This window comes from Spirosoma agri (assembly GCF_010747415.1).
GTDB classification, from domain to species: domain Bacteria; phylum Bacteroidota; class Bacteroidia; order Cytophagales; family Spirosomataceae; genus Spirosoma; species Spirosoma agri.
In genome coordinates, this window is record NZ_JAAGNZ010000001.1 from 1,652,042 (window position 1) to 1,670,898 (window position 18,857).

Annotated in this window: 16 protein-coding genes; 4 read left to right on the forward strand and 12 right to left on the reverse strand. The window is 51.3% G+C overall.

Features of this window, described 5'->3' with window-relative positions:
• Positions 1-15 precede the first annotated feature (15 nt).
• The 6 genes from GK091_RS06785 to GK091_RS06810 all read right to left on the reverse strand — a co-directional run bounded on the left by GK091_RS06785 (position 16) and on the right by GK091_RS06810 (position 6,187).
• A complete protein-coding gene (locus GK091_RS06785; protein ID WP_164035836.1) occupies positions 16-1,497 on the reverse strand; it encodes a PQQ-dependent sugar dehydrogenase in 1,482 nt (493 codons plus the stop codon).
• Positions 1,498-1,572: 75 nt separating this feature from the next.
• Entirely contained in the window at positions 1,573-2,643 is a 1,071-nt protein-coding gene (locus GK091_RS06790) for a plastocyanin/azurin family copper-binding protein (protein WP_164035837.1), read from the reverse strand.
• A gap of 183 nt (positions 2,644-2,826) precedes the next feature.
• Positions 2,827-3,822 carry a methylmalonyl Co-A mutase-associated GTPase MeaB gene (gene meaB, locus GK091_RS06795; protein WP_164035838.1) on the reverse strand — a complete coding sequence of 332 codons (996 nt, stop codon included), beginning with the start codon at positions 3,820-3,822 and terminating at the stop codon, positions 2,827-2,829.
• Positions 3,823-3,925: 103 nt separating this feature from the next.
• A complete protein-coding gene (locus GK091_RS06800) occupies positions 3,926-4,618 on the reverse strand; it encodes a 2-C-methyl-D-erythritol 4-phosphate cytidylyltransferase (protein WP_164035839.1) in 693 nt (230 codons plus the stop codon).
• 45 nt (positions 4,619-4,663) lie between these two features.
• The gene (queA, locus tag GK091_RS06805) at positions 4,664-5,707 is read right to left on the reverse strand and encodes a tRNA preQ1(34) S-adenosylmethionine ribosyltransferase-isomerase QueA (protein ID WP_164035840.1); all 1,044 of its coding nucleotides are present in this window, start codon (positions 5,705-5,707) and stop codon (positions 4,664-4,666) included.
• A gap of 120 nt (positions 5,708-5,827) precedes the next feature.
• On the reverse strand, positions 5,828-6,187 hold the full coding sequence (locus tag GK091_RS06810) for a hypothetical protein (RefSeq protein WP_164035841.1): 360 nt from the start codon (positions 6,185-6,187) through the stop codon (positions 5,828-5,830).
• Positions 6,188-6,388: 201 nt separating this feature from the next.
• On the opposite strand from GK091_RS06810, the gene GK091_RS06815 reads away from it, so the two are divergent.
• On the forward strand, positions 6,389-7,396 hold the full coding sequence (locus GK091_RS06815; protein WP_164035842.1) for an SMP-30/gluconolactonase/LRE family protein: 1,008 nt from the start codon (positions 6,389-6,391) through the stop codon (positions 7,394-7,396).
• A gap of 39 nt (positions 7,397-7,435) precedes the next feature.
• Here GK091_RS06815 and GK091_RS06820 read toward each other — a convergent pair whose 3' ends face one another.
• Positions 7,436-8,026, reverse strand: coding sequence for a 3-keto-disaccharide hydrolase (locus GK091_RS06820; RefSeq protein ID WP_394351875.1), 591 nt, complete (start codon positions 8,024-8,026; stop codon positions 7,436-7,438).
• Between the two features lie 213 nt (positions 8,027-8,239).
• On the opposite strand from GK091_RS06820, the gene GK091_RS06825 reads away from it, so the two are divergent.
• Entirely contained in the window at positions 8,240-9,160 is a 921-nt protein-coding gene (locus tag GK091_RS06825; RefSeq protein ID WP_164035844.1) for an LEA type 2 family protein, read from the forward strand.
• Between the two features lie 20 nt (positions 9,161-9,180).
• On the forward strand, positions 9,181-10,650 hold the full coding sequence (locus GK091_RS06830) for a dihydrolipoyl dehydrogenase family protein (RefSeq protein ID WP_164035845.1): 1,470 nt from the start codon (positions 9,181-9,183) through the stop codon (positions 10,648-10,650).
• 31 nt (positions 10,651-10,681) lie between these two features.
• Here GK091_RS06830 and GK091_RS06835 read toward each other — a convergent pair whose 3' ends face one another.
• From GK091_RS06835 to GK091_RS06855, 5 genes are all read right to left on the reverse strand, one after another.
• Entirely contained in the window at positions 10,682-12,250 is a 1,569-nt protein-coding gene (locus tag GK091_RS06835) for a DUF1501 domain-containing protein (RefSeq protein ID WP_164035846.1), read from the reverse strand.
• Positions 12,251-12,344: 94 nt separating this feature from the next.
• Positions 12,345-13,895, reverse strand: a complete 1,551-nt coding sequence (locus GK091_RS06840) for a DUF1800 domain-containing protein (RefSeq protein WP_164035847.1) — start codon at positions 13,893-13,895, stop codon at positions 12,345-12,347.
• A 195-nt stretch (positions 13,896-14,090) separates the two neighbouring features.
• Positions 14,091-14,807, reverse strand: coding sequence for a hypothetical protein (locus GK091_RS06845; RefSeq protein ID WP_164035848.1), 717 nt, complete (start codon positions 14,805-14,807; stop codon positions 14,091-14,093).
• 123 nt (positions 14,808-14,930) lie between these two features.
• A complete protein-coding gene (locus GK091_RS06850; protein WP_164035849.1) occupies positions 14,931-15,797 on the reverse strand; it encodes a LytR/AlgR family response regulator transcription factor in 867 nt (288 codons plus the stop codon).
• A 100-nt stretch (positions 15,798-15,897) separates the two neighbouring features.
• Positions 15,898-17,142: an MFS transporter gene (locus tag GK091_RS06855; RefSeq protein WP_164035850.1), complete on the reverse strand. Its 1,245-nt coding sequence runs from the start codon at positions 17,140-17,142 to the stop codon at positions 15,898-15,900.
• Positions 17,143-17,573: 431 nt separating this feature from the next.
• Between GK091_RS06855 and GK091_RS06860 the strand changes: the two genes are divergently transcribed.
• Complete coding sequence (locus GK091_RS06860) at positions 17,574-18,707, forward strand: Gfo/Idh/MocA family protein (protein WP_164040608.1); 1,134 nt, start codon at positions 17,574-17,576, stop codon at positions 18,705-18,707.
• The last annotated feature ends 150 nt before the right edge of the window (positions 18,708-18,857 follow it).

The window sequence follows — 18,857 nt, forward strand, 5'->3', positions numbered from 1 at the left end:
GGTCAGTGGGGAAAATTACCGAACAAGCCGATTCAGCGTGTAGCAAATCAGTTTGTTGGCCAGTTTCTTTTGCCCGTTGTTGGCCAGTAGATTGCCCAGGTTTAGTTCGTAAATGCGACCGGCCTTTAAATCGGGGAGTGTTAACGACACCGTTTTGCGGTCAGTCGAAAGTGTGGCTCCCGAAACGGCTACCGGTTGAACGTCCATCTGGGGCGAACCATACGCCTGGTGGTACTCGTAATAATAGCTTTTGAATCGATAACTGGCTAGATCACGGGCAGCTGCTTCGTCAAGCGGTTGCGTGAACGTCAGGTCAAAACCAGTAGGCGTCAGCTTCATGTTCAGAATATCTAGTGGAACGCCAGCAGAGGCACCTTTGTAGCGAATGCGCTGGATACCCCGGTCACCGAGCCAGCCGTGATCAGTCTGTCCCAGCCATAAACTACCATCGGGAGCAAACGCGAGTCGGTTATTGCCGATATGAAGCGGATTTTTGCCGCCAGCCTTGTCATAAAAAGGAATACAGGCACCCTGTATCTGCCCGTCAACTTCGTCGGGTAATACCCGAATTAGGCGCGAGAAATCCATTTCACCCAAAAAAAGCTGTCCGGAGAAGGGCCCAAATTTACCACCGGTATTGTCAACGACCAGCTGCGTTGGCGAGTGGGCCATCACCTCATGCGGAAACGCAATCGATTCGACGGTTCGCATACTGTCGAGGGTGTGGGGGGAGAGGGTAAGCGGGTCAACATCAGGGAAACCGGGTCGCCAGACCAGACTGGCCGGATGGCCGTAAAACTTGCCTTCTTCAACATGGTAGAGCTTACTCGTTCCTAACCAGTCACCCTGATTATCCGTAACGAAGAGTCGTCCCTGCGCATCGAAGCCCATGCCATTGGGTGACCGGAACCCGCTGGCATAGGGTTTTACGTTTCCATCGGGTGTGATTTGCAGGATCCACCCCCGGTAGGGAACACAGGCATACATCCGTCCCTGCCGACCAAGCGCATCGTACTGGCCCCGAACCTCATCGCGAATACCCGCACCGTTAGAGGCTGTGTTCAGGCTGATGTACAAATTTCCTTTTCCATCGCGTACCGGCCCAAACGCAAACTCGTGGTAGTTGCCCGACATCCCGAACTGATCCGTTACCGTTTCGTACTGGTCAGCGATACCGTCACCATTCGTGTCCGTGATCCGGGTTAGTTCCGGCCGTTGTATCACTAATAATTCCCGATTGCTGATCGCGACGACGCCCAACGGATCGTGGAGCCCCTCGGCAAAGAGTTTCCAGACTTTCGTTTTTGGATTATACAGCATCACCTCGCCCCGGTGGAAGCAAGCGGCCAGTCGCCCGTCAGGTAAAAAGGATAACCCGCCCGTTTCGGCTACCAGACCGGGTGGCGTCGCAATCGTTTCGACCTCGTAATAATCGGTTATGGTATCCGACGGAGCAGCACAAACCAATAGGGCAGACAGGAGCAGAGAAGCAAGCATGAGTTACAATGTGTAGAAGGCTAATAATAGCCGTAGGAGCGATTTGAATGCGGGTATAGTAGATATAGAGCCGGTTCACAGTGTTAAGACCGTCAGCGAGAACTGGCGCGTACCAGCCGGTAATCGGATCGCACCTTGCTGGATTGAACCAACCGACGGTTTAAGGCGAATGCCGGGTTGTGCTGTCGCAACGAACGTAATCGGCTGTTTCGTCGGACTGAGCGTGAAGGTTCGAATCAGACCGCGTCCGCGCGCAAGTGGCTTGACCATTTCCCGTACTTCAACGCCGTTCACGACATACCGAAACTCAGGATACCGGTTGATAAGTCGATACCCTTTAAACTGCGGTGGTCCCTGCTTGGCATTCCCGACCTTCCACGGAAAGCCGCCCGTATCCCGAAAGTAGATCTCACCAACCAATTTCGTAAATCGCTGCCCTTTCCCATCCCATTGCTCCGTATTATCCACGAACCCACCTGACCAGGCATACCGTAGCCGACACTGACCCGCATCGAACACATAGGATTGACCGCCCTCCGGACCGGGTAAACCCACCGCAATAGCTGCCGGACCACAATCGGGCATGAACGTGCGATAGACCGCCGGAAGTTGCAGTGCGTATGGGTGCCCCGAGTCAGTGGTGTGATGATGAGCGGCCTCCGCTGTCCGTTCTGGATTCGGTAGGTTACGGTCTGTTTCGGGAGATGGGAGACGATCGGGTGCACTGGTTGCGTAAATGACCCCGTACATGATCGAACCATGCCCCGGATACGTACAGACAAACGGATAAGCCCCTTCGGTAAGCGTAACTGTTAATGAATCGGTATTGCCAGGTTCTACACTGGTCGTATGCGCCAGCACGTCATCCATGGTCGGTACGTGATGCTGCGCCGGCCCCTTTGCGCCGAGAGCCAGCGCAAACTCAACCACCCGCAGTCGCGAGTTAGGACGCGTCACGACAAGGTTATGCGCCATATCGTCCTTGTTCTGAAAAATGAGTCGTAAACGGGTGTTTGGTTTGATGATGAGTCGCTTCTGGTCAAACTGCAACCCGCCCGATGAGGTGATAGTGATGAGCGTATCTCGTTGAGCGTATGCGGTCAGGGTAGCCAGCATAAAACCCACAAGAGAGAGAAATCTATACATACTGGTAAAAATAAAAAAGAAGTCGGTATCGTGCGCAGGCTGCCAGTAAGCAACTTTTTACCAGGCTATAGTGCGAATGGAAAAATTGATTCACTACCAGTAAATTAGGTGTTTAATCATTCTGTTTATCGTTCGTTTAACGACTGTCTACGCCTTGGTAAAGTGGGGTAACATCGGTTGACGTTAAGCCGCTTCGTGTAGCAATTGCTGTACTGCCGGGACAGGAAGTAATGTACCCGTCTGGACCTGTTCTTCAATGGCTGTTAAGCGGTCGCGCATGCCCGGTTGCGTATAAAATCGATTGGCTAGTTCATACTGCAACAGCGAACGGAACCAGGCTAATTGCTGAGCCTGTCTGTGCCGTTGACGGTGCCCATTCGACGTGGTTTGTTGCTGGTGGTCAAGGATGGTTTGCCAGACCGTTTCCATACCATCGCCGGTTAGCGCCGAACAGGTGAGTACGGGTGGAAACCAGCCGGTTCCGGTAGGCGGAAACAGGTGTAAGGCGTTGCGGTATTCGACCTGTGCACGACGGGCGTGCAGCGCATTGTCCCGATCCGCTTTCGTGATGGCCAGCGCATCCGCCAGTTCCATAATGCCTCGTTTCATGCCCTGAAGTTCGTCGCCCGCTCCGGCCAGCATCAACAGTAGAAAGAAATCGACCATGCCATGAACAACCGTCTCCGATTGACCCACACCGACTGTCTCGACCAGAATGATGTCAAATCCGGCGGCTTCGCAGAGAAGCATAGTCTCGCGGGTGCGTTGCCCAACACCACCGAGTGAATCGCCCGCTGGCGAAGGCCGGATGTAGGCATTGGGATTCATCGACAGCGTTTCCATGCGCGTCTTGTCGCCCAACAAACTACCCCCCGAACGTTGACTGGTCGGATCGACGGCCAGCACCGCGAGTTTGTGCCCCAGTCCGGTAAGGTATTGGCCCAGCGTTTCGATGAACGTGCTTTTACCAACACCCGGCACGCCCGTAATACCGACGCGAATGGAGGAGTCGGAGCGAAAACTGCCGGTTTGCGACAACACGGTTGCCAACACTTCCTGCGCCAGTATCTGATCGTCAGGATGTCGACTTTCGATGAGCGTAATGGCCCGGCTCAGAATCAGCCGATCACCAGCCAGAATGCCGTTCGTGTATTGATCGGTAGACAGTCGGTTACGCATAGGTTTAACTGGTTTACTTAGTTACCCTCACCCCAATAGGGGACAGACCCCACTCTTTGACGTTTCTCTCCCGTTTTGGAGCCGGGGGTGAGTATTCGGGACTTTAAAAGCCTCGTAGATCGTCGGGTGTCGTGATTTTGATATTGTCGTATGAGCCTTCAATAAGCGTAATCGGAAAACCCGCGTATTCCAGCACACTGGCGCAGTCGGTAAAAAACGGCTGCTCGTCAGTCAGGAAGGCTTGCCGGAATATAGCCAGCCGGAAGGTCTGCGGTGTTTGAATGAGTCGGTACAGACTGCGGTCCACGGCTTGACTATGACCATCGGCGTCGACAACCCGAACCGAATCTTTAACCGATACGCAGGTCACGGCGGATCCTGTCTGAGCGGCCGTCTCAAAACTAGTTCTGATGATGTCTGGTGAAACGAACGGTCGAACCCCATCGTGAACCGCCACCAGTCCGTCGAGCGCTGAGATCATACCAAGACCATTTCGAACCGACTGAAAACGGCTGGCACCACCCGTAACGGTTTGAATAGCCGGATGGAAATTATGCTCGTTGCAAAGAGATGACCAGATGAGCTGATCACGGGCAGGTAGCACCAGAATAAGCTGAGCCGCCGGCAGAACACTCAGAAATTGCTCAAGTGTATGCTGGAGAATCGGCTTTCCACGCAACAGAAGAAATTGCTTCGGCACATCGGATTTCATGCGACTACCGCTTCCCCCGGCGACGATAATCGCGTAGGAAGTTGCTATGTCGGCCAATGAAAAAGTCGGTAGGTAACTTGACATGAGCCAAAATTACGTACCGACTTACTGACTTACTAACGAGTTGACTTATAAAATCAGCATCGCATCGCCATAGCTAAAGAAACGATATTTTTCTTTAATGGCTGTTTCGTAGGCTTGTTTAATGAGTTCGTGACCACCAAACGCACTTGTCATCATAATCAGAATAGACTCCGGCAGGTGCAGACTGGTCAGCAACGTATTGGCAATTTTGAAGTCGTAGGGAGGGAAGATAAACTTATCGGTCCAGCCTTCAACGGGCTTCAAACGGCTATTGGCCGATACCGATGATTCGATAGCTTTGAGCGAAGTTGTACCAACGGCACAAACGCGTTTACCCGCATCAAGAGCGGTATTAACGATCTGCGACGCATCTTCCGGAATACGATAATTTTCCGAATCAGTTTTATGCTTCGTCAGGTCTTCAACGTCTACCTGACGGAAGGTGCCGAGACCAACGTGCAGTGTGATCGGCGCAAAGTGAATGCCTTTGATCTCCATCCGCTTCATCATCGCACGGGTGAAGTGAAGGCCAGCCGTTGGCGCAGCTACCGCACCGACATGCTGAGCAAAAACGGTTTGATACAGGTCGCGGTCAGACAGTTCGGCCTCCCGGTTGATTTCGCGGGGCAGGGGCGTTTCTCCCAGTTCGTCCACCGCTTTCATGAACTCCTCGTGACTACCGTCAAACAGGAACCGAATCGTCCGGCCACGGGAGGTTGTGTTATCGATAACTTCGGCTACCAGATCACTGTCGCCGAAATAAAGTTTATTACCAACGCGGATTTTACGGGCGGGATCAACCAGAACGTCCCATAGCTTCATTTCCCGGTTGAGTTCGCGCAACAGGAATACTTCGATCTTCGCGCCGGTTTTTTCTTTATTGCCGTATAGCCGGGCCGGAAAAACCTTCGTGTTGTTGATGACCATTACGTCACCGTCACTGAAATAGCTCAGGATATCCGAAAACTGCTTGTGCTCAATGGTTTTGGCTTTACGGTCAACCACCATTAATCGTGATTCACCCCGTTCAACTGGGTATTTGGCAATTAAACTTTCGGGCAGATCAAATTTAAATTCGGATAACTTCATGGCGTTTCAGTACGAAAAAAAACAGCGCGTTTTTTTGTAAAGGGCGCAAAGATAGCGAAAAACCCGGAAAATTTTACATGTTCCGGGTCATTTTCTTGCAAAATTCAGTAAAAAAGTCTATCAGTTGGCCGACACAGGTGTAATTGGCTCTACAGATCCGGTTGTATCTACTTCGGGACGGTCAGATACGTTGAACTTGGCCATCAGCTCCGGCGATACTTCATTCGAATAAGTACCTTGTGCGGATACAAATACGCCTTTTAAACCATTGACGGTCGTGATCGCATACAGGGTCATCTCATCGCCGGGGTCTGACGTACCCTCGAACCGGTGAAATTCGTCTACCGTAAATTCCTCACCGCGCAGTTTGGTTTCGGTGCTCTGTTCAACCAGAAAGTCTTTTTTAGGCGCGAAGTCGTGCGTGTAGCCACGGCTACGCAGATCCTCCATCGCTTCCGTAAGGGTTTCAAAATGCGTCATAGTGTTGTAATGAGTTGTGTAGAGCTAAAACCAGAAAAAGGATGGATAGTTTAGCAGAATGTACAGACGTAGTCCGTTGGGTTTATGCACTTTTACTATTATTCGATTAGGATAGACAGCGTTCTTGCCCGAAAAAAAACAATTCACACCTCGAAGAAGTACAAATAGACGTAAACCAATGGTCCGAACGACCCTATACCCATGAATGTATCGCCTAAAAACGCATACTGTCTCGCTGTATTGGCCGGTACGCTGGCTGCCTGTAATACGCCTGATCCTGAGTTCGATGCACCGATCTTTCCTGAGCGAATTGCCTTCTCCGCTGCCCGGCAATACCCGGAAGGAATCACGTACGCGCCTTCACTGGACAAATTTCTGGTCAGCTCCATTACGCAGGGAAAAATTGGAACGGTAGATCAGAACGGTCGGTATGCGGACCTGATTGCCCAAGACAGTGCGCTTATCAGTTCGATTGGAATGAAAGTGCGCGATGGTAAACTGTACGTCTGCAACGGCGATCAGGGCGTTTCCAGCAAAAGTACGTCGGCAACGACATTAAAAACGGCGGGGCTATTCATTTATGATCTGGCCACCCGTACGAACCTGAGACGTGTCAATCTGGCGGCATTGCTTCCGGGCTCCAACCACTATGCCAATGATCTGGCGTTCGATTCTGAGGGCAATGCCTACGTAACTGACTCGTTTGCCCCGGTCATTTATAAGGTGCCTGCCGATACGACCAAGCCAAGTATTCTGGTCAATTCGCCTTTGTTCGCGGGCACTGAAGGCATCAACCTGAACGGTATCGTCTACCATCCCGACAAATTCCTGATTGTCGCCAAAGCGAACGAGGGTAGTCTGTACAAAGTCAGCCTGAGTGCACCGACGCTACCGAAGCAGATAACCGGTCCGGCGCTGCCCAACGGTGACGGCATGGTGTTGGTTGGCGACGATTTATACGTGGTCAATAACCGGAATCGGGTTTCGCGGGTGCGTAGTTCGGATGGCTGGAACACGTTCACCATTGTCGAGTCGGATGCCAGCGGTTACGATCAGGCTACCACTTGCGTAGACGTGAACGGAAAAATTTTCACGCTCAACGCCCGAATCAGCGAAGTGAGTGCAGCGGTGGCTGCCAAAAATCCGGCTCAGCTACAAGCCAGCGACTACAGCATCAAACAATTCAAGTCGACCGGCGCGGGTAACTAGACCAGTCATCGGATAACTAATTATCCGATGACTCTGCACCTAATCTGGTAAAACCTTCAGTTGGATGTCTTTGAAATAAACTTTGCTTTTAGGATCGTGGCCTTGCAGGGCAACGGTTCCACTGCTGAGTTTTTTCATAGACTTGCCCTGGCTGATACTGTCGGGCTCCATATACTCGTTGATAGTCTTATCGTTGAGCTTGATGGTTACTTTTTTGCCCTGCACAATGATGTGTTCGGTATACCACTCATCGTCTTTCACGAACACCTCTTTCACGTCCTGAAGGGCGTACACGCTGCCCGTTTTACGCCAGTCGGTGTGTGTTTGGTTTACCTGAATCTCGTAGCCTTTCGAGGGCCAGCCCGATGGTTGATAGGCGGTGTGAATAAACATGCCCGAATTGGAGCCCGGCATTGTTTTGACCTGCGCCTTCCATTCGAAATTTCTGAAATTATGGTTGCCTACCGGGCCTTCGTAGAACAGATGGGCACGGGGACCCGCGACGACGATAGCACCATCCTGCACCGTGAAGGTACCCGGACTTTCTTCGGTGACTTTCCAGCCATCGAAATTTTTGCCGTTAAAAATGCTAACCCACCCATCGGCCTTCGGGCGGATCGTTAGATTCATAAACAGACCAGCTAACGCGATAGCCAGAACGATCGAACGTTTTTTCATGTGATTCAGACTGTGATTTTACGTAGTTAGGTAAGAAGAAAAGCAGAGTTCTTTACTCTTTGAACAATTAAAAAAGAGTACGGATAGATGATGGTGTCTATTCTGCACGAAACAGTCTGACTATAACCACCGTTACAACGTCTTACGATACACGTACGACACGTCATGAAAAAAGGAGGGGTAATTGCTTTGGTCGTTTTGCTGTTGGGAGCAATCGGCGCCTATGTCTGGTACAGCAGGCTCAAACAAAATGCTTCAGCCGAAAACGGCCCTTACGATAATACACTCAAACCCCGGCTCGAACTCAGCCGGTTCGATTTTACTGACATCAGCGACGACGCGATTACGATGAACATGTACATGCTCGTCGATAATCCGCTGCCGGTGGGCTTCAAGGCGCACCAGGTCGATTACACATTTTATATCGCCGATACACCGGTCATGGTCGATTCTTACAGGAAGCCGATCGAGGTTAAATCCGGCGATAGCACGTTGATTATGATGCCCGCCAAACTGTTCAGCAAGAAGCTGACGAAGGTGCTGGAAACGCTGGAACGGAAAGGAATCGACAGTACAACCTACAAAATGCGGACGACGTTTGCGCTCGATGTCCCCATTCTGGGTGAAAAGACGTTTTCGGCCACCACCGAACGACGGATGCCGACGTATTACATGCCGAAGATCAAAATTGAAGATATCGACTTTGGGAAGCTTGGCCTCAAACGAGCCGACGTAGCCGCAAAAGTGAGCATAACCAATAAGAACAAGTTTCCCTACAACATCACCGATACGCATTATACAGTCACGATCGACGGGGAGCAAATCGCGGAAGGGGAGCAGCCAGAACCGATTCTGATCAAAGCGCAGGCCACTACGCCCGTTGTCTTCCCGGTGACGGGCAAGCCGGGGAAAACACTGAGTGTATTGCCAAAGCTGCTGTTCGACAAAAAAGATACGCCCTACGTGATTGATTTCCGGTGTAAGATTATCGACAAAAACGACAATCCGACCTTTAAAAACAGCAAGTTTATCGCCACGATAAAGGGAACGATGGACGATTTTAAGAAGCTCAAACAGAGTAAGTAACCTTCGTCAAAAAAAGCCTTATGAAATCGCACTACGATCTTATTGCTATTGGAGCGGGTTCGGCTGGCCTTGGTATAGCCATTGCCATGAAGCGGCTCGGTTTTAGTGTGCTGCTCGTTGATCGCTATGATCATCGGATTGGGGGCGATTGCCTGAACGATGGCTGCGTACCCAGCAAAGCACTGATCCACGTGAGTCGCCTGATCCATAACGCCAAACGTACACAACCCTTCGGCTGGAAAACGGAAGGCAAAACCGATCTGGCCGCTGTGATGCAGTACGTGCGTGAGCGACAGGACATTATTCGTGTCCACGAGAACGCGGACTATCTACGCCAAACCGAGGGCCTGGATGTTGAGTTGGGTACGGCGAAATTCGTGGGTAGCCAGGAAATAGAGATCAGTCGGGATAATCAGCCGGGTCGATTGGTGTCCGCCCGGAATATCGTGCTGTGTACGGGCTCGAAACCACAGACGTTGACCGTGGATGGTATTGAACAGGTGAACATTCATACGAACGAAACGCTGTTCTCACTCGAAACGCTTCCCGAACGACTGCTTATTGTTGGATCCGGACCCGTTGGTATCGAACTCGGTCAGGCATTTCAGCGGCTGGGTAGCCAGGTAACGGTGGTGGGAGCCGAGGACCGGATTTTGTCGAAAGAACTCCCCGACGTGTCCGATATTCTGCAAAAGCGGCTGACCGAGGAAGGAATCGAGTTTAAGCTTAGTCGCACGGTAAAATCCTTTCCCCATCCGAATTCTGCTGAACTAGTACTGGAAAATGGCTCAACGGAGCTGGTTGAATTCGATGTGGTCCTGGTCGCTATTGGCCGGACGTTCAACTTCGACGAGCTGAATCTTTCCGCAGCGGGAATCGATCTGGACGACAAAGGGCGTATCAAACTGAACGACTATCTGCAAACAACCAATGAACACGTTTTTGCCGCTGGTGATGCAGCCGCCGGGTTGCCCGCCGGACAACGTTATTTCTCTCACGCGGCCGAACTGCACGTGTCTACGCTGATCACGAACTTCATTACGCCCGGTCAGATCCTCGACAAGAAACTGAGCTACGATTATTTCTCATGGGTAACGTTTACGGACCCCGAAGTAGCTACGTTTGGTCTGTCGGAAGATGATCTGAAGAAGCGTACGATCAGCTACGAACGTGTTGCGTATGATTTCGCGCATGACGATCGGGCAGTGATCGAAGACTATGCCTACGCCAAACTGATTTTATTCACCGAACCATCCGGCATTAACCCCTTCGGTACCAGAATTCTGGGTGGCACCATGATTGCGCCTAACGCGGGTGAACTGGCCCAGGAGTTAATTCTGGCCATTCAGAAAAAGCTGACCGCGGGCGATTTCTTCAACAAAATTTATCCCTATCCGACGGCCAGCCGCATCAACAAATCAGTCTGGGTCGACCATATCTCCGACAACCTGCCGGATGTGGTCAAAAAGGCCGTGAACTGGTTGTATTGATCCTGCCCGCCGGGTAACTCCGCGATTCGGATCAACGCGCTACCAACAGGCGTTTGGTGAGTGCCCCCTGCCTCGTGGCAACGTGAACGACGTAGGTTCCGGTGGGTAATGTGCCAACATTGAACCGGACCGATGTTGCTGTTAGCTGCGATGCATTAAGCTGGATCATGCGCCCTTGTGCGTCCGTCAGCGCGACAGATTGCAGACCCGGATTGATGGCGTCAGCTTCCAGCACCACCTCCGATGAAGCAGGGTTGGGGTACAATCGCGCATCAGCCAGCGGGGTGAATTCAGTACTCGTAACGGTTGACCTGAACACCGGAGCGACGGGGAAGTCGCGGAAGAGCGTGTTCGATTCGGTGGTGGTATCAGTGCCGAACCAGTCGGTCAAAATAGCCGCGTACACCTGCCGGAAATCCGTCTGCATTTTCAGGTTGTTATTGTCCAGATCACTCAGGTTCGGGTTCTTACCAACCATCGATGATTTGATCGCGTTGCCGAATACGAACATCGGCGCTGAAGTTCCGTGATCGGTGCCGCGACTACCATTCGATATGGCGCGTCGGCCAAATTCAGAAAACGTCATGCCAACAACCCGGTCGTCAATTTTCAGCTTCCCCAGATCCGTTTGGAAAGCCAGAACAGCGTCGGAAAGCGTTTTCAGCAGATTAGCGTGGGGGCCAACGGTCGTGTCGGTGGCATCGACCTGACTGGCGTGGGTATCGAAACCGCCCAGCGTGACGTAATAGACTTTGGTTTGCAGACCACCGCTGATAAGCCTCGCAATAATTTTCAGCTGATCGCTCAGTGCATTACCGGTTGGGTAGGTTGCCAGATTTTTACCTTTGCTCGCTGCCGTTTTGATCTGCCCCGCGTAACTGACCGAACTGGCCTGTTGCTGCCGGATGTAGTCAATCTGCCGACCGGCGTAGCCCGAAACCGTACTCACCGGGTCATTGGGTTTGTCGCCAACCAGCCGGGCGAATGTGTCGGGGTCCTGAAGGACAATCGCCATCGAGTCAGTAGGGCCTAACAGAGTCGTAGCGGCTACGTACCCAATCTGAATAGCGGGTGGATCAGGTGTTTCGGCGGTGGGGTAAGCCTTCGGATAGTTGGGGAATCGCTTATCCAGATAACGACCTGCCCAACCGGATGTGGCCGTCTGGCTGGAATCGACGGCGGTCATCCAGATGTCGCTCGCCCGAAAATGGGAAAAGTTAGGCGTTGGATACGACACCCCCTGAATGATGCTTAGCTTACCGTCGTTAAAAAGCTGTTGCATCCCCGTCATGGATGGATGAAGACCCGTTGCTGCATAGTTCTTCAGTTTCAGTGCTTTGGTTTCGGGGATAGCGATGTTGCCCCGAAAATTCGACGCGGTGTAGACGCTCATCTGATCGAGTGGAATCACCGTATTCAGGCCGTCGTTACCGCCCTGCAATTGAATAATAACCAGAACCCGATCGCTCTGCTCGGCCAGTTCGATCAGCGACCGCACAAACGAAGAGGGCCGGGCAAACGCCTTCGCACCATAGCCATCAATCAAAACCGGCAGCACCAGCGACGAAGCCGCATACTGTAGAAAATTACGACGTTTCATAGGTAAGGAATAATTGAGCGGGTTAGTGAATGAGCGATTGAGTGAATAGTGATACAAAAAGAATTTACTCAATCACTAAGGATTTCAGTCACAATTAATTCACCTGGTATTCAGCCATGCGGAAAATGTACTGTAAAAAGTTCGTTAGCTTCAATTGGACTGCCTGTTTCTTGGCGGCATCGGTCGGGCTTCTAACGTAGTCGTTCCATTCACTGGTCCATTCGTAGCGTGGAATCGAGTTGAGCAGAATCGTGTCGGTCAGAAAATCGGTCTGCGTTTGGGTGAGTGGAATGGCCAGTAGCTGTGCGGTCATATCCGTAACCAGTTTGGCGGCATTGCTCGGGTCTGACAGCGTTTTAGCGTAGACCAGCACATCAATAACGGGTTTTCCAGCCAGCTTCAGCGCGCCATTGGTAAGGGTATCGCCGAAGCTGCCCCGTAACCCCAGCGTGGTTGAATTGACCCATTGCTGATAATAGCCCGTTTGGTAGTAAGCCGTCCAGCCGAACACCGTTGGCGGATCGAGCAGGTCTTGCTGCTGTTCTTTGAGCCGGGCATACGCGTAATTACCGACCTGATAAAAGTTTGTTATGTTCTGAGTGGCATCGGGAGCCTGTAGTCCCCAGAAACGCAGCGTACCAATCACCAGATCGGTCGGGGATTTGATAATCGCTCCACGCAAACTCTCGTCGAAGAAATGCTGACTTTGCAGGAGGGCTGTCAACACGGGCTTTAGTTCGAAATTGCTTTTCCGAAACAGATCCCCAAGTGGTTGAATAACACCCGTTTCAATCGCGGGGGTGATGTCTGAATTGACAAACCAGCGGTACAGCCGTCGGCAGATGTAGCGGGGCGTTTCGGTGTTGCGCAGGATCATATCGAGCAGATCGTTCAACTCGTCTAGCCCGCCACTGGCTGTCGATCGCCCTTTGATGACGGTATTCTGGTACGTTGCCGAAAATGATTTGTCGCTCGTATCGTGCTTTGCCGGTCGGAATGAACTGCTAATGGTTGCATTTACCGCATCGCGATAACCCGTGTCGGCCCAGCCCGTCAGTGCCTTTGCCGCCATACGAACATCGTCTTCGGTGTAACCGCCATTCCGTCCGATGGTAAACAATTCCTGAAGTTCGCGGGCGTAGTTTTCATTGGCTGTACCGACCACATTCTGGTTGCCGTTCAGAAAGCGAAGCATGGCCGGGTCCTGCGTGATCGCCACCGCAAATGCCTTGAAGTTACCCAGTGCCTGCTGCCGAAGTAACGCATTGTAGCGGTACATGTACCGATAATCGTTAACAGTGGCGGTATTGGTAACGAAATGATTCGACCAGAACAGGGTCATTTTTTCGAGCAGCGATATGGGCTGATTGAGCATCAGGTTCGCCCACCAGGCTTTGAGGTAGGCGTTCAGTTTCCCCGTATTGGTTGTGTCGAATGGCTGATCGTGAAAAGTTTTCCCCGTGGTAAGGTCCAGCGGAGGAGCCGGAGCCGGTTGATCAGCCAGGAGTTTCAGGAGGATTTGACTAGCCGTTTGTCCGGTCAGCATTTTGATCTGGTCGGCGGTAGGGCCAAATGTCGTTCGTCGAAGCAGATGACCCACCTGAGCCGCTGTCAGAGGTTGCGTGTAAGCATCGAGTAGCGCCACAACGTAGAAGATTAAAGTCTGTCGAATAGGTTTACTATGCAATTGACAAAAACTAATTGACGAAGTTCAGCACTACGTGTTTAATTAATTGATTTTTAACGATTTGATTTAATTTTCGTTAAATTTTGTTACTACTTTACGTTAAGTAATTATACTTAGTTTTTTCGCACAGAAAAATGGAAATAGACGTTGTCGCTATAACCGTGATTGGCTAAGCCGGCGAAGTGATACGAAGTGACCGAATAAAACAACCGGAACAACAAAGCCGGGCAACCAGATAAAGGGGAATTTAAGAATACCGACATTCGGTTGCTCAAACGAAAATTGCTGGAAGGGCAACGGTGCCGATAGAATAGCGTTCGTGACGATGTTGAGCAGTAGCAACAGCGCCATCACGTTCCAGATAAACAGCCACCGTTTCGACAGGGTAGGTCGATTGAAGGAAAAGTAAGCAATTATAGGTGCCGTCAATCCGGCCAGTATATCAAAATTTCGCCCTTCGAACGTCATTAATTCAGGAACCTGATGATGGACGTATAAACCAAACAGCACCAACTCAACAAATACCCGGACGCTGTTCAGATACGTAAGTGTAGCCAGCGGTAGAGCGTCCACAAACCGGCGGCCCCCCGCAGACATAAACAGGCCGGAGATGAACAGAAGCGGGGGTAAAAGGCCCAGCATCAGCCGGGTAGGGACCGTGTTGAGGGTTGTAAAAAAATCCTGTGAGGCCAGCACGCCCAGCAAAGTCAGCCAGAGGAGTAAACCCAGCAGAACAGGACGCGCTAGTTTAGGGCTGGATCGATGAACGGCCAGCAGGAAGCCACCTAACGTCAGCGTAGTTATGACGACAAAAGCGACAGCCAGCCAGACGGGCGGCTCAATAAGGAGGTAAGTTAGATTCGGTTGCATGGTTTCGATTGCCTGTTGAGCGGGTCAGTTGCCCGATGCCGCAAAGAAAACAAGGCACATCTGCTGTTGATGGGAGCCATCAGGGATTAATAAACGAATGGTAGCTAGCTGACCGATGAATGGTTACGCCACCGTCGTTTGACGAAACCACTTTTTAAACTCGGCACGTCGATACCGGCTAACGATCACGTGTTCGCTGTGGTGACTTTTATGAAGAGCCGGGACCAGTTCGACCATCAGCTTCTGGTTGACATCGTCCTGCACCGACCGGATGGCATTCAGATTAACGATAAACTGACGATTCAGCTGAAAAAAGAACGCTGATGCCAACTGATTCTCTAGTTTACTGAACGAATTATACGTAGTCGTTACCTGCTGGCCGTCGGTTTTAACGAGCAGGACCATACCGCCGGAGGAGTAGACATAAGCGATCTCGTCTGGCGACAGGCGAAGCTGCCGACTTCCGGCCTCGATAACAATCCATACCGATGAGGGAGGAAGCGCGAGGTGCTTTAACTGATCATTGACCTGAACAGTGGGTTGTTGCTTTTCGGCGTAAATTGTTTGGATAAGGTATAAACCGACATACGCTCCATTGATAAGGGTGGCTATCGTGGCGCAAACGAAAACGCCTGATGTAACGGTAGGTAGTGAGGGCCAGTCACCCGAATAGAGCCGGATTGCCAGTGGAAAGACTACGGAAAATGTCAACATGGTCGCCGTTCCACCGAGCAACATCTGTTGCTGAATGCGTTTCACCGGATTTCTGTGAAAGGGTATGTGCTGGTCCAAATAAGTGAAGATCCGTAGATTCACCTCCCAGCAGCAAAGCATCACCGTCGATACCGTCAGAAAATAAGCTATTGGAAACTGATAGCGGTCTTCGTAAGGGAAGTGCCGATAAAACACCAGGTGAGACGCGACAAAGGCGGCTACGGGCACTGCAATGAGTCGGGCGTAACGGTGTTGCCGATGAGTGAGCGGAGCCATAGGGTCGGAGTAGAACTATATCTTGTAGACGGTTTACAAAAAAATCCCCGTAACGACTGTGCTACGGGGATTTCTGTAAAAGCATATTGCTTGGTTTGGCTTACAACTGAGGTTGCTCCAGGGAAACCGTTTCGTCAACGTGCTTCCGGTTACGCATAAAGAAGTACAAGCCACCGAAAGCAAAAATCAGAATGACCGGGAAAATAACCATGTGGGCCAGCGTTGCCTGACCAGCGGCCAGTTCCACCGCGTCACCCGACAGTCCACGGGTTTTAGCCTCGGCTGTTTCCGTATCAATCCAGCCCCCAATGATCGGCTGGAATATAGACGTGGCAAACATGCCCATACCGCCCATGATCGACATACCGAATGCGCCCGCACGAGGAATGTATTCGGCAACAAAACCAATCATTGTCGGCCAGAAGTAGCACACGCCAATGGCGAAGATCACGGCAGAAACGTAAACCATTGGGCCCGTTGCGGTACTCATCAGGTAAACGCCCAAAGCAGCAAAAATAGCGGAACCCAGCAAAACGCCCGTTGGATTCAGGCTGTGTACGACCGGACCAGCGAAGTAGCGACCTACGGCCATCAAGCCCGTTACCAGCGCCAGAATAAGCATTGGACTGGCACCCGCTTTGCCCAGAATCGGACCAACCCACTGCTCAGGGCCGAATTCCGAAATTGCGGTCAGGGCCATGCAGGCCAGCATGAACAGATACAGGGGTGACAACATCGATCTGATATTTTCACCGGTCGATGCCGCGCCTTCTACTTTACTGGCCGGAAACTGTTGCCCCAAAAACATAAACGCATAGATCACCGCTGGAATCAGAATAGCGCCGATTTGCAGCTGCCAGCCCAAGCCGGCGTCGGTCATGAATTTCGAAACCAGCGTGCCGAGTACGATGCCACCGGGAAACCACATGTGGAAACGACTAAGCATTTTGATCTTCACGTTGCCATCATACATGTCGGCAATCATTGGGTTACAGGCCGCTTCGACTGTGCCGTTACCGAATCCAACGAAAAAGGTCGATAAAAGGAGTGTCCAATAGCCACCAGCAAAAATGGTCATGACCAGGCCCAGAACGTGAGTTATGAAGGCTACCCACACGATGCGCTTAGGGCCAATGCTGTTATAAAGCGGCCCGCCGATGATCATGGCAATTGGGAAGCCCAAAAATGCCATGGCGTTGACATAGCCTAATTGTTCAGCCGTCAGTTTAAACTCATCGCCCAGCTGGGTCAGAACGCCAGCCCGGATAGCGAAAGCCATGGCGGTGGTGATGAGCGAAAAGCAACTGGCGTTGAACAGTCGCGAACGATTAATGGTTAGGTTCATTTCCTGTAAGAAGGGGATTTAGTGGTTAGTTATCTGTTTGATTCGTAAAAGGGTATTATTGGCTAGTCGAAGAGAACACAAATACGGGACTGTACGATCGATTTATGGCAAGGTCACCTGCCTTCGCGCTTGTTCCAACTAGTGTGCTAAAGACAGCGAGCGGGCTAAACTCCCCGCTGTTTAGCTGTATTTATGTAAAATTCCCGAAAAATAATAGAAAACAGCTAATTTTCGGTCTCAAAAACAAGAGTAGGTTCATCCTTTTTTCGTCTTGACATAGTGTTGATTCACCCGAAAATAGGGCATTCTGTTGTGACCTAGTCTGTTGGCGTCTGGCTGGCAGCGCCACGGTCTACCAAAAACGCTCGTGGTCGATCATAAATTATTCTTTACATACACTCAACAGTAAGCTAATGCACAGAAAATTGCGAATGGGTATGGTTGGCGGAGGGCTTGATGCCTTTATTGGTGCCGTTCATCGCCGGGCGGCTGGTTTTGACAACGAAATCGAACTGGTGTGTGGCGTCTTCAGTGCATCGGCTGACAAATCGAAAGCAACCGGCCTCGCTCTTTACCTGCCCGAAGACCGCGTTTACACGTCGTTCGCCGACATGATCGAGCGCGAGAAAACGCTGCCGGAAGGAGAGCGCATGGATTTCGTATCGATCGTAACGCCTAATCACCTCCATTTTCCTCCCGCCAAAATGGCGCTCGAAAATGGTTTCCACGTAATGTGCGATAAGCCGATGACGCTGAATCTGGAAGAGGCTAAGGAACTGGCAAAAATCGTTGAAAAATCGGGTCTGGTTTTTGGCCTGACGCATAACTATACGGGCTATCCGATGGTAAAAGAAGCCCGCGATATGATCCGAAACGGTAAGCTCGGCAAGATCCGGAAGGTGGTGGTCGAGTACCCGCAGGGATGGCTGTCGAAAGACGAAGAACACAACGACTATAAGCAGGCCATCTGGCGCACCGACCCATCAAAATCGGGTGCGGCTGGTTGCATGGGCGACATCGGAACCCACGCCGAAAATCTGGCTGAATACGTTACTGGCTTAAAGATAAGCGAGTTATGTGCTGATTTGACGTCTTTCGTACCCGGTCGTCAACTCGATGACGATGGAAACGTGCTACTGCGGTTCGAAGGCGGTGCCAAAGGTGTGCTGCACGCCAGTCAGATTGCGAACGGTGAAGAAAATTCCCTCAAAATTTACGTCTGGGGTGAACTCGGTGGCTTAGAGTGGCACCAGATGGAGCCCAACACGCTGAAATACAAAACACAGGAAGGGCAGCGGATCATCCGGACAAACATCGGTGATCTGTCGGCATCGGCTAAAGCGCACTGGCGACTTCCGGCGGGCCATCCCGAAGGGTTTTTCGAGGCCTTTGCCAACCTGTACCGCAATTTCGCTTACGCCGTAAAAGCGCACATGGAAGGTCGTCCGGCTGATCCGCTCTACGATTTCCCTGGTGTTGAAGACGGCGTTCGTGGCCTGGCATTTATCGACACCGTCATTGCTTCGAATGATACCGAAACGAAGTGGATGAAGTTTGTTGAGTAAAATTCAAAAGAGCGAAAGAATGAAAGAGTGAACGAGCGAAGCCGTTCGATAATAAGCACTCTTTCGCACATTCACTCTTTAAAATAGAAACGCTGATCTCCCACAATTTTAGCGGAGCATCGGCTACTAGGTTTTAAAATTATCTAAATC